Origin of the sequence: Paenibacillus sp. cl141a (assembly GCF_900109305.1) — a bacterium.
GTDB classification, from domain to species: Bacteria; Bacillota; Bacilli; order Paenibacillales; family Paenibacillaceae; genus Paenibacillus_AQ; species Paenibacillus_AQ lautus_A.
This window is the reverse complement of record NZ_FNZO01000004.1, coordinates 395,135-407,991: the sequence shown is the minus strand read 5'-3', so window position 1 is coordinate 407,991 and position 12,857 is coordinate 395,135. Positions and strand designations below refer to the sequence as shown.

At 51.3% G+C, this 12,857-nt stretch carries 8 protein-coding genes; all 8 read left to right on the top strand.

Features of this window, described 5'->3' with window-relative positions:
* Positions 1-5 precede the first annotated feature (5 nt).
* Positions 6-1,037, top strand: a complete 1,032-nt coding sequence (locus BMX45_RS14495) for a TFIIB-type zinc ribbon-containing protein (RefSeq protein WP_009593950.1) — start codon at positions 6-8, stop codon at positions 1,035-1,037.
* Positions 1,034-1,822, top strand: a complete 789-nt coding sequence (locus tag BMX45_RS14490; RefSeq protein WP_090910275.1) for a TPM domain-containing protein — start codon at positions 1,034-1,036, stop codon at positions 1,820-1,822. The genes BMX45_RS14495 and BMX45_RS14490 overlap by 4 nt, the downstream gene beginning before the upstream one ends.
* A gap of 21 nt (positions 1,823-1,843) precedes the next feature.
* Entirely contained in the window at positions 1,844-2,863 is a 1,020-nt protein-coding gene (locus BMX45_RS14485) for an SPFH domain-containing protein (RefSeq protein WP_090910274.1), read from the top strand.
* A 383-nt stretch (positions 2,864-3,246) separates the two neighbouring features.
* A complete protein-coding gene (locus BMX45_RS14480) occupies positions 3,247-5,472 on the top strand; it encodes an AraC family transcriptional regulator (protein ID WP_090910273.1) in 2,226 nt (741 codons plus the stop codon).
* Positions 5,473-5,646: 174 nt separating this feature from the next.
* Positions 5,647-6,582, top strand: a complete 936-nt coding sequence (locus BMX45_RS14475) for an ABC transporter permease (protein WP_090910272.1) — start codon at positions 5,647-5,649, stop codon at positions 6,580-6,582.
* Positions 6,583-6,766: 184 nt separating this feature from the next.
* Positions 6,767-7,633, top strand: coding sequence for a carbohydrate ABC transporter permease (locus BMX45_RS14470; protein WP_090910271.1), 867 nt, complete (start codon positions 6,767-6,769; stop codon positions 7,631-7,633).
* A 107-nt stretch (positions 7,634-7,740) separates the two neighbouring features.
* On the top strand, positions 7,741-9,285 hold the full coding sequence (locus tag BMX45_RS14465; RefSeq protein ID WP_090910416.1) for an extracellular solute-binding protein: 1,545 nt from the start codon (positions 7,741-7,743) through the stop codon (positions 9,283-9,285).
* A gap of 309 nt (positions 9,286-9,594) precedes the next feature.
* On the top strand, positions 9,595-12,495 hold the full coding sequence (locus tag BMX45_RS14460; protein ID WP_090910270.1) for a DUF4855 domain-containing protein: 2,901 nt from the start codon (positions 9,595-9,597) through the stop codon (positions 12,493-12,495).
* Positions 12,496-12,857 lie beyond the last annotated feature (362 nt).

Sequence of the window (12,857 nt, the reverse complement as noted above, 5' to 3'; positions counted from 1 at the left end):
AGCAAATGCCGGTTATTGAATACAAATGTCCGAACTGCGGCAGCGGCATGGTTTTTGACGGCGATACGGGAATGTTGTCTTGCCCCAGCTGCGGACGAAAAGACAATATCGAGGAAATCCCCGACCCGCTGAAGAAGCAGGTGTTCGCGGAAGATGAGGTAAAGGAGTACCATTGCAACAGCTGTGGAGCCGTGATCGTGACCGAGCCGGAGACCAGCGCAACCACCTGCAGCTTCTGCGGATCGGCCGTCGTGCTCAGCGACCGCTTGAGCGGCGAGCTTGCTCCGGTGAAGGTCATCCCTTTTTCGATTACGAAGGAAGAGGCGATGAAGGCATTCAAGAAATGGTGCCGGAACGGCCTTTTGACGCCAAGCGGATTTATGACAGCGGACCGGATCAAGGGCATCACCGGGATCTACGTCCCCTTCTGGCTGTATGAGCTGCATAATCGGGTTGAGGTTCATGGCCAAGGCACCAAGGTGAGAACATACACGCAAGGAGATTACCAGTACACGGAGACCGAGCATTTCGACATCTACCGGAAGATTCGCTTGAATTATGTGAAGGTGCCGATCGATGCTTCCGAGAAAATGAACGATGAGCTGATGGATAAACTGGAGCCTTTTCCCTATCAGCAGCTGAAGGAATTTAAGACGCCTTATCTGGCCGGGTACATAGCGGAAAAATACAGCCATGACGACGAGCAGCTTCTTCCGCGCGCTAAGGAAAAGATCAGCTCCTTCATTGATTCGTATATTTCGTCGGCGGTCTCAGGATACACGACCGTGAGTTATACCAACAAACGGATCGATACCACTAAGAAACAGGCCGATTACGTTCTCCTTCCAGTATGGATGGTGCACTATGATTACAACAAATCGGAGTATACGTTTGCGATGAACGGCCAGACGGGCAAGGTGGTCGGCAAGCCGCCGATCAGCAAAGCGAAGGTGGCCGGGTGGTTCGCGGGCATTTCGGGCGTCTCCTTGCTATCCTTGAAGCTGATCTCCTGGGCAATGGGAGGAGGGTTCCTGTGAGAAGACGATATGCGTTATGGACGGTCTTATTTTTACTAACGGTATATTTGATAGCGCCCTCCGGGATCGTCAAAGCTGCGGATGATAAGCCTTTGATCTTTGACGAGGCGAATTTGCTCAGTCCGGAAGAACGCCATGAGCTGAATGCGATGGCCAACGAGTACGGCGCCGAACGCGAGACGGATTTTATGATCCTAACTACTAACCGTGTAGAAAATGATGAAGTTGAGGCATGGACGGAAAACTTTTACGATGAATATGCACCTGGGTATGACAGGCGGCACGGCAATACCGTCATTTTGACCATCGTATTGGATACCCGCGATGTGCATTTGGAAGGTTATTATAAGGCTGAGAAGTATCTCGATTCCGGGAGACTGACCAAAATACGCAACAAGATTACGCCTGATTTATCGAACGGCAATTACAAGCAGGCTTTTGAAAAATACATCAAAACCGCTCATCGGTATATGGGCTTTGAGCCGGACGTGAACCCGGATAATATTATATTTAATCTCTGGTTTCAGCTAGGAACAGCTGCGGCCATCGGTGTGATCGCCGTGGGCATCATGGCTTACCGCTCCGGCGGCCGGGTGACGGTCAACAGCCGAACCTATGAGGATGCCAGCACATCGGGGATCTTGAATCAGCAGGACCGATATATTAGAACGACCGTAACAAAGCGGAAAATAGAGCGCAACACGAGCAGCGGCTCGGGCGGCGGAGGCGGAGGCGGCGTCACCGGCGGCGGCCATTCGCACAGCAGCAGCAGCGGAAAATTTTAATGGGAAGGGAATGTAGCATCAATGGGATTTTTCAAGAACCAATTCTCCAACGTAGTGGAATGGGAAGAGTTTAGAGATGACATGATTTTCTGGAAATGGCGCAACCGGGAGATCAAAAAAGGAAGCAAGCTGGTCATTCGCTCCGGTCAGGATGCGATATTCATCAATAACGGCAAAATCGAAGGGATTTTCGAGGATGAAGGCGTATATAACATCGATTCGGATATCATCCCGTTCCTTTCTACCCTAAAGGGATTTAAATTCGGCTTTAACAGCGGCATGCGCGTGGAAGTGCTGTTCGTGAACACCAAGGAATTCACCGTTCGATGGGGTACGCAGAATCCGGTTCTGATCCCGACGCCGCAGCTGCCGGGCGGCATGCCGATCCGTGCCAACGGCACGTTAAATTTTAAAGTGAACGATTACGTAACGCTGATCGACAAGATTGCCGGGATCAAAGAAAGCTACCTTGTGGAGGATGTGAAAATCCGGATCAGTTCGGTGCTCGATCAATTGTTGATGAAGTGGATCAGCCGCGAAGGCAAGGATATGTTCAATCTGCAGGCGAACGCTTCGGACATCGCGAGAGGGATTCGGGAAGACCTCGACATGGAAGTGATGGACAACGGGATGACGATTACCGGCTTCCAGGTGATGAGCTTCAATTATCCGAAGGAAATTCAGGACATGATCACGAAGACGGCCTCCCATGAAATGATCGGCAATCTGCAAAAGTACCAGCAGGTCAGCATGACGGACGGGATCGCGTCCGGCAAGGTGAAAGGCGGCGGTGCGGCTTCGGATATGGCAGGCATGATGATGGGGATGAACATGGCCAATGAAATGATGAAAAATATGAATCAGAACCAGGGACAAAACAATCAGAATCAAAGCCAGCAGTCTCCGGCCGCGAAGGAGCAATCCGCCCCGGCAGCCTCGTCCTCTTCCGAAGGAAACAAGAAGCCCAATTTCTGCCCGAACTGCGGCGCGAAGAACGAAGGGGCGAACTTCTGTCCGAATTGTGGTCATAAGCTGGGCTGAAATTGCGGCTAGCAGCACGAAATGCGCAACCTTGGGATGGACCTAAAGGTTTTGATGTCACGGTTAAAACGATGCGAACTGCGTTATTTCTTCTATTAAAAGTCCATTTAACTCACGACAGCACCCCTCACTTATGAAGTGAGGGGGCTTTTTTGCTATGAACGCCGTAGCTGAGTTATGTATCTACCTTTCCCCAGGAAGTGGCTCACAACTGGAAGGAAGAACAGCCTCCGAGGGCAGGAAGGAAGGTGCTGCAGCGTGAATCCGGAGAAATAGAACTTGACGGACAAATGAGAACTAGGCAAACGGAAAAGGGGTACATTATGATAGGACATATCGGTCATAAGAGAACTCCGAAAGACGAAGGGGGACAGGGGGATACTATGTTCAGATCGACATCCTGGCGCATATTTGTGATAAGCGGCATCTTTTTTGCAATGACCATCATACCGTTCTCGTTGTTTCTGGCCAACCGGTTTTCTCATTTCGCATACTCGCAGATGGGAACGTTTAATCAGGACCGCATCGACGAAATGGCGGAGCGGGTCGAGTACATCCTGGCCAAGCTGAAATGGTACAGCCTGACCATGTACGAGGATCTGTCCGTGCAAAACTGGATGTATGCTTCAGCCGACAATCTGCTTCAAAATGCCAGCACGATGGGGGTGTTATCTAAATATTTATCTCATGAGTCTTATATTGAAACCGCTTACTTAATCAGCATCCGCAAACGTGAGGTGATCGACGCCAAAGCTGGATTACTTTCGTTCGAGGAATTTGCCGATCAGACAATGCTGCAGCGGATCGAGCGCACTCCCGGGAATTTCCTCCGCTATTTTGATCACCGGATAGGAAGCCATTCGTATTTGGCGCTTCAGCTTCCTTCGACTCCTGTGCAGAAAAACCGGGACGGGTATCTTGTCGTCCTGTTCGACAAGAAGGAGCTGCAGAAGCATTTGATCTCAGGCGACGAAAGGGCGGATACGCTGCTTTCAATCGTGGATGATCGAGGAAGATTGATTCTGGGCGAAGGGGATGGTCGACTCGAGGAGACCATCGATAACATCCAGACGGGGCAGAAGCGGGGATCATTCGAGATAAACAGCGCCGGAGGGAAAGCGTTCGTCAACTATGCGCGGATGGGATCGCCGGAGTGGACCATTATATCTGTCACTGAAATGAAGCAATTCCGCGAAAAGGCCGGGGCATTCAAAACAGTCATCATCGTCTGCTCGCTCCTGCTGCTCGTGGCGCTGCTCCTGGTCGCCTATTGGAATTCGCGCCGTTTCGTCGGGCCATTCCGCCGGCTGGCGGATCAACTGCAGCGGAAGCTGGGCGTGAATGGAGAGAACGATTACGGCGTTATCGAGCAGGGCGTCGTTATGCTTCGCGATCATTATCCGCTGATCAAGACCGAATATTTGCGGCAATGGCTACTGCAGGGGAGGCTGAGCGATGGCGCCAGAGCGGCGATTGTCCGCGAATCGTGCCTGCTTGACTATGAGTGGCTTCGGTTGGCTGTTATCAAGATCGATTCCTATTACGAGATATCCGAGCGGTATGATTTCTTCTCTCGCAAGCTGCTCAAGTATGCAATCGGCAATATCGCAGAGGAGCTGCTTGGCACACCAGAACGGCCGATCGAAGTGGTCGATTTTGGGACCGACCATCTGGTCGTGATGGTTGGCACGGCCAGTTCCCTCCCTGATTCCGAGTTGACCCAAGAGCTCAAGGAGCTTAGCCGTCAAGTCAGCCGTTACGTAAAGCTGGACGTGACGATCGCCGAAAGCGAAGCGCGGCGCGTACATGACGATTTACGCAAAGTATACGACGACATGAACGAACTGACATTATTCAAGTTTGTCAGCGGTGATGACAAAATCTACGTCGAACAAGACTTTGAACGGTATGCCGATTTACAGGCGCCGATCGACTCTGCCGTGCATGAAAGCTTGATCCAGACGATTCGCAGCGGCAAAGAGGAGAAGGTGCTTGCGATGCTGGACGAGGTGTTCACGCGCCTGCAGACGATGAAATATACCGAGTGCCAATTCCAATTGAAGCTGCTTCTGTTTGCGATCGTCAAGTCGTTCAGCAAAGTGATGTCGATCCAGAGTGTTGAAGGGATTGAGCGCCACTTGAGGCAGTTCGCCACGCTTACCGAGGTCCGCGAATGGCTGAAGGAAGAGACAGGGCGGATTATCCGGCAGCTTAGCGACCAAAAGGGATTCAATCGCAAGGAAAAGCTGATTGGGGAAATCATCGAGTACGTCCGCTACCATACCCATGACCCGATGCTGTCGGTAGACGATATCGCTGACCATATCGCTTTGTCGGCCAAATACGTCCGGCAGCTGTTTCACGAACAATATGGCATGCCACTATCGAATTTCATCTTGAACGAGCGGCTCGGGAAGGTTAAGGAGCTGCTGGAGCAGACCAGCATGCAGATCACCGAAATTGCAGAGCAGTCCGGTTTTCAGACCAAAAGCCACTTTTTCACCGCATTTAAAAAAGCGACCGGCATGACGCCGAGCCAATACCGCGACAGCAAGGCGGACGAGCGGATGGAACGGACGCGGCAGATAGCTGGGAACTCTGCGAATTAGAAAGGTCAGCGGGCGATAGAGAACCGGCCAGACCAATAACAACCGGCCGAACGCTCGCGAATCGGCCGCGCGAGAACCGAATCCGGCCAATGAGAACTAGGCAAGCAGCAGCCGTGAATGCTACGATGGCTCCGTTCAAATCCTGCAAGCCGCACAAGAAAGGAGGGACGCTCTTTGGAGCGACGTAGAAGGTTTGGCGGGTCGTTTGTGCGCGAGCTGTCGCGGAACCGGTATTTGTACTTGCTGGCGCTGCCCGGCATTGCGTTTCTGGTCGTATTTGCGTATATGCCCATGGCCGGGCATCTGCTCGCCTTCCAGGATTACCGGCTATCCGATGGAATATGGGGGAGCGAATGGGTCGGATTTAAAAACTTCGAGTTTTTCTTCAATGGGAAAGACTGGCTGCGGGTGACGTTGAATACCGTTTTCCTGAATGCACTGTTTCTCGTAACCAGCCTCGGCAGTGCGGTCGTGCTGGCTATCTTTCTGAACGAAATCCGTAACAGGCTGTTCAAGCGAATCACGCAATCGTTAATTTTTTTACCGTATTTCATTTCTTGGCTTGTCGTCAGCATGATGACGTTGACGCTATTCAGCACATCCGAGGGGCTCATTAACCGCGCGCTTGCCGCCCTTGGCTACGAAGGAGTGGACTGGTATTTGACGCCTGGCGTATGGCCGTATATTTTAACCGTCATTAGCGCCTGGAAGATTGCCGGCTATAATTCCATTATTTTTTTGGCCGTCATTACGGGCATCTCCTCGGAATACTACGAGAGCGCCCGAATAGAAGGCGCGAGCCGGATGCAGCAGATGCTCTACATAACGCTGCCGTTGATGCGGCCGACCGTCATGATATTGGCGCTGCTTGGCATAGGCCGTATTTTCTACGGCGATTTCGGCATGATTTACGCGATCATCGGAGATAACGGCATACTCTTTCCGACGACAGATGTCATCGATACGTATGCGTTTCGTGCGCTGAGGCAGCTGGGGAATTTCAGCATGTCCGCAGCCGTTGTTGTGTACCAGTCCTGCATGGGGCTTGTCACGATTCTGATCTTCAATGCGATCGCGCGCAAGGTGGACGCGGATTCAAGACTATTCTAAAAGGAAGGTTGGGCGAGTTGGCATGAGGCCGGATTCGGGCTTCCGATCGCTGTTGTTCCCGAATCGTTATGATCGTATAAGCTCGTTAAGCGGATACGATTCGGGAACAAAGGCGACCACTTGCGTTTCTCCAGCTCCGAACCGGCCCTTTGCTTCAGTCCCAACCAGTTAAGGTGTGATCGAAGTGAGAGAACGGTTGTTTCTTGTTTTGATGTATGGAGTGCTGGGTGCTTTTGCGCTGTTTTGCTTCATTCCGTTCTGGATTGTGTTCATCAACTCGTTCGCCGATGAATCGCTTCTGCAGACGGCGGGATACCAGTTGCTGCCGAGCAAATTCAGCCTCCATGCGTACAAATTTCTGCTTTCCGGCAAGCAGGTGTTTCTAAGCTATGGCATTACGATTATCGTGACGATCGCCGGCACGGCGCTGGGCGTACTCTTGACAGCTGCCTATGCGTACACGCTGAGCCACCGGAAAGTGAAGTACCGCCATATTTTATCATTTCTAACCTTCCTGACGATGCTGTTCGGCGCAGGACTGGTCGGCTTTTACATGCTGATCGCCAACTGGCTGCATCTGAAGGACTCGGTGTGGGCGCTCATTTTGCCCTATCTGCTTAATCCGTTCTATGCCTTCATTCTTGTCTCATACTACCGGACGCTGCCGTATGAATTGAATGAAGCTGCGACTGTGGACGGCGCCAATGATCTCTATATTTTCTTTCGCATCATCTGGCCGATTTCGCTGCCTGTTATCGCCACGGTGAGCCTGTTTTACGCGCTGCAATATTGGAACGACTGGTACTTGTCATTGCTGTTTATCGACAATCACAAAATGCTGCCGCTGCAGATGATGATCCGCCAGCTTATGTCCAACTTGAATGTTATGGCTTATGTGAGCGGGAGCCAGACGCAGTACAACGTCGTCGTGCCGACCTATGGCATGCAGCTGGCGATCGTCTGCGTTACCATCGGCCCGATCGTGTTCGTCTATCCGTTCATACAGCGCTTCTTTATTAAAGGTTTGACGCTTGGTTCGGTAAAAGGGTAGAGCGGCAAACGTGAAGGCGTTTGGCCGGTTCGAGCTTTCAACCGCTGTTGTTTATGAACCGGCTCATCCGTCTGTTTTCTCTATTATTGATTCAGGGGGAAGGAACCATGAAAAGATTATTGTCCATCGCGCTTGTGTTATTGATCGCGCTCGTCGCGATTGCCGGTTGTTCGGGCAAGAAGGAAGGGGAAGGGAAGGCACCTGAGCCGTCGGGGCAAACCGGAGACAGCGCCGGCGGTGACGCCAAACTTGAAGAGGTGACCCTGAAAATCATGATTCCCGGCGATCGGCCGTCGGATATGGATTTGGTCATCGCCGAGGCAGAAAAGCGGATGAAGGATACGATCAACGTCAAACTCGACGTTGTCTTCGTACCCTGGTCCGATCTGGCGCAAAAGACACAGGTGACGCTTGCTTCCGGCGAAAACATCGATCTCATCTTCGATGCGCCATGGCTGCACATCAATCAGATGATTGCAAACGGATTCTATGAACCACTGGATGACCTGTTGGCCCAGTACGGCCAAACGGTGCTGGAGAAACGGCCGCAGCAAATGTGGGACTACAACAAATACGGCGGCAAAATTATGGCCGTTCCGCTCGGCGTCAGCTACATGTCCGGCAATTCCTACATGGTGCGCAAAGATATTCGCGAGAAGCTCGGCGTACCGCCGATTAAAACCTATGAAGATTTGATCGCTTTCGCCTACAAGGTGAAAGAGCAGGAGAAAGGCATCATCCCGATGACCGCAGGCTCCGGCACTTATTCATTTGTCGCTCACCATGCGCTGAACGATTACGAAACCCATGTCAGACCGACCCACGCCCTGGGCAACAGCCTGATGCTCTATTACAAGAACAACGACGGCAAAGTTTACAATTTGCTGGAGGATCGGGAGCCGATCGGAACGTGGCTGGCGAACACGCACAAGTGGTTTAAAGACGGACTGATCTTCAAGGACATTTTGACGACAAAAGATTTTCACCAGCCGATTTCGGCAGGCAAAGTAGCAATCGTCACGAACGGCGCGTTCGGCATCGGCGATTCCCTCAAGAACACGTTAAAGAACAATGTGCCGGACAGCGAGCTGGAGACGGTCACCTTCTTTAATCCGGAGAAGGGCGCGAACATCACCGACTTCAAACAGTGGAACTTTCTAGCCGTTCCGAAGGTAAGCAAGAATAAGGAGCGGGCGATTATGTTCCTGAACTGGGCCAATGAGAAGGAAAACTACGACCTGCTTTCTTACGGAATCGAAGGGAAGCATTGGGAAGCGGTAGGCGACGACAAAATGAAAACCCTGGATACATCCGGTTACTCTGCTTTCGGCTATGTTTGGCTGTGGAATCCCGTCGATGAGCGGAGTGATGTGAAGGGCGAGAATGAGGAGTTGAACGCTGTGCTTAAGGATGCCGACATGTTCACGACCGATATTTTGGCCGGCTTCGAATTTGACAGTACCCCGGTGCAGAACGAGGTCAGCCAGTACAATACAGTCGATGGGCAATACTACACGGCGCTGTTCAACGGGGTTATCGATCCGGACGAGACATTGAAGAAATTTGAAGCGGGAGCCGGCCCTGCCCTCAAAAAAATTCAGCAGGAACTGCAAAAGCAAATTGACGAGTTCCTGGCGGCGAAGGCGAAATAGAACAGAATCATTTGAACACGGATAAACCGAAGGTTGCTTATCCACGCCTCAGATCGCTCGAAGTGTGGAGTGTTTGGCTGCGCTGTACTACTGCCGTTGCCCACTGGAAACTTCGCCCCGCTGGCGGCACTGGACGCGGTGGTGACGGCTTCCTCTTCGGAGGAAGCCGATCTTATACGCTTTGCTGCTTGCTTATGGTGGAATTCGCGAAAGGGGGGATTAAAATCTAGCGTTCACCCGGAACAGAAATAAGGGTTTAAAGTTTTTGATATTTCTGTACTCGAGAATAAAGAAGAGGAGTTGGCCTTGATGAATTTGAATAAAAAATGGTTGTCCGGATTCATGGCAGCCGTATTACTACTGGCTCCGCTCTCTGCGGTTCAGGCAAAATCGCTTGTTCCGGATGTAACTGTCCTGCAGGCGGCAGGTGCAGACCAGACGGAAACAGGAAAGGACACAGGTCATCCACAGGTCGAACTAGATCTAGATCAACTGACGGATGCTGGTGAACCGGCAGCGGAACAGGCACCACAAGCAATAGACGAAAATCAAATATCTTCGGCTGTGAAAGAGACGCAATTCCGCAATCTCGCGGCAGGCCTTCCGTATGAATGGTCTGAAGCTCCGGAAGCTTCGCATCCCGATGAGGGATACAAGCTTACGGACGGAAAATACGGCGCATTGGATATGAACGACCCGGCATGGGTAGGACATCTGCGCGGAAAGACCCGCGAAGTCGTGTTCGATCTCGGTGAGGAAAAGTCAATTGGAAAGATCACAGCTAATTTCTTTCAAGATTTTCCTACGAATTCGATTCTCGTGCCGCTGTCCGTATCGATGTATGTCTCCGACGATAAGGAAAATTGGGGGCTGCTTTCCCATAACGCTACGCAGCTTCTGTGGGGAGAAGGACCGCCCAGACATGAGACTTTTGAATGGGATGGCAGCCGGGATGGAATCAAAGGCGGGAATACGGATGGCAAGCTGGCTTATGCCCGTTATGTGAAGGTGACCTTTTTTATGCATCCTACACAGTGGGAATACATTGATGAAATCGAAATTTTGGGTATGGACGGCGAGGTTGACGGGGCCGTAAAGGTTCCTGCTGAGCAGCCTCGTTTTTTGGAGCCGGGTGAAGCTACCGCCGGGATTCGAAATCTGAATCTGCTGTATAACGGACAATACGCGAATGGTTTGGGCGATTGGAAGAAGGAACGGATTATCCCTAATATCAGCTATGTAAATAAAGACGGCGAGCCGGTCGATTGGCTTTATGACGGCGTTCTATATCTCGGGATTGCTTCGCCTGCCGGCCGCGATTTCGGTCTGGGACAAACGAACCTGGACGATTGGAAATGGTATTTGGATAAAACATTTGCAGCAACGGGCGATATGCAGCAGTTGAATGAGGCTGCCAAGGAAGTGGGGGCCAAGCTGAAACAGCCCGATCATCAAGTCAAGGTTGTGTTAATGATTCCGAATCCAGGGGAATCCCTAACGGATTTTGGCGACATTGACGGCAGCGGTTCCTTGAATTTCAACGACTCTGTCGTAGGCAAAGAAAAAGCGTCTGAAAACAGAGGAAAAGCGGTGCAGTGGTGGCTGGACCAGACCCGGCAAAGATGGCAAGCTGCCAACTACTCCAATCTTGAGCTTGTCGGCATGTACTGGATGCCGGAACAAATCGACATATCCGAATCGGGACCGGACATAGCTCGCATGGTGTCGGATAAAGTGCACACCATGAACATGAAGGTTTTCTGGATTCCACACTCATATGCTTACAAAATGTTTATGTGGAAAGACGCAGGGTTCGATGCCGCTGCGCTTCAGCCTAACTATTTCTTCGGCGGAATGGATTCCGACCGTCTGGACGATGCTACGAATACTGCAAAGCGGTACGGAATGGGGAACGAAGTTGAATTTGATGACGGAATGCTGACGGATCCCGTACTTCGCGAGCGCTTTATCGAATACTTGGACAGCGGCGTCAGATCCGGTCTGATGCAAAATGGCTTCAGAGCTCACTATCAAGGCAATAATGCAGTCTACAACTTAGGGGTAAGCAAGGATCCAAGTTTGCGTTTAATGTATGACTGGCTGTATCAGTATTTGAACGGAACGTACGCCATGGACAGCAGCCCGGCGCCGGAGACGATGACGGAGCTTGTACAGCGTTATGTCGCGTCGAACGAAATCAATTCGGCTTTTGGCAATGAGTTGTTGTATCGATTGCAGACCATCAAACTTCTTTTGGACGATAACAAGCCGAAGGATGCCGTAACGTACATGCAGGATTTTCTCGCGCACATTCACGACCCGGCCGTGCAGGCGCAAGGGCTGATTTCCGCTCCGGCAGCAACGCTGCTTGATACCTACGCCCAAGTTCTCATTCATACCTGGTCTGATGGCTGGGGACTCAGCAATCTGGTTCTTGGCAAAAATTACACGGTTTCGCTGCCTCCTAACAGCAACTATCCCGATTCCGGGAACGAACTTACGGACGGCCGATTCGGCGGGACGGATTACCGCACCGAGCAGTGGCAGGCCCATGCGGGGAGCGATTACCCTGACGAACGAAGCCGCACCATCACATTTGATTTGGGCGGCAACAAATCGATCGGGGCCATTAGAGCCCATTTTCTTCAGGATAAAGGACCCGGCATCTATTTCCCTCCGAACGTCACTTTTTCCGTTTCATCTGACGGCGAATCCTGGAGCACGCTGGCAACCGTTACTCCGCCACCGGCACAAGTTGCTGCCTCGGCCGAGTTCGTGGGTTGGAGCGGAATAACAGACGGCGTGCCGGGTAAAGCGGGAGCCGATAAAGTATACGCCCGGTATGTCAAAGTCGAATTCCCGGTCAACGTCTGGGTCTTCCTTGATGAAATCGAAGTTCTCGGCGTTGATGGACTTGCGGGGGGTGGCGCTGCGATCGACGGCGCGAGAGCTGTGGTGGATGCCGCTGCGAAGAAATTGACGATCGACGGTCTGGTCGTGAACGGCAGTCAGTCCCAAGTGAATTTGAAAATACTCGATTCGAAAGGGAAAGTTCGGTACGAAGGCCAGACGACCAGTACGGAAACGGGAAGTTTCCAATTTACGATCAAGCTTACCGGCAATTTAAAGGGAACCTGCGACGCCTATCTCTCTATGGAGGGAATGCCGGCTCCTGTTAAGGTTTCATTCGAGTACAATAAAAAGGACTGATGAGTTATTCCAGCACGAGCTCAGATTCCGATGGCATGCGGCCTGATTTCTATGATTTTGATTTAGGATGAGGGCATTCCGTGATAAATTCTGTCGGGGCATAATGAATGATAATTTATGTTTCGTAAAAATAAAGCCATGGACGCAGCGTGATTTCCACGCTGTGACCTATGGCTTTTGCTTTCGAATCGGTCTTGATGACCGTATGATAAATAGGTGGTGCATCCCGATGTTTATGAACACGTCTCATATAATGAAGTAATTGCGGGCTATTTGAAAAATTCATACTGCGAAAGTTAAGATTAATGTAAACGCATACTTATTCATGGTATAATGCATCTAATAGATGAAGCTAAGCGACT

What these genes read in the sequence shown, in the direction of transcription:
- BMX45_RS14495 (WP_009593950.1), top strand. Translation starts at nt 6, where the DNA reads ATGCCGGTTATTGAATACAAATGTCCGAACTGCGGCAGCGGCATGGTT.
- BMX45_RS14485 (WP_090910274.1), top strand. Translation starts at nt 1,844, where the DNA reads ATGGGATTTTTCAAGAACCAATTCTCCAACGTAGTGGAATGGGAAGAG.
- BMX45_RS14480 (WP_090910273.1), top strand. Translation starts at nt 3,247, where the DNA reads ATGTTCAGATCGACATCCTGGCGCATATTTGTGATAAGCGGCATCTTT.
- BMX45_RS14465 (WP_090910416.1), top strand. Translation starts at nt 7,741, where the DNA reads ATGAAAAGATTATTGTCCATCGCGCTTGTGTTATTGATCGCGCTCGTC.
- BMX45_RS14460 (WP_090910270.1), top strand. Translation starts at nt 9,595, where the DNA reads ATGAATTTGAATAAAAAATGGTTGTCCGGATTCATGGCAGCCGTATTA.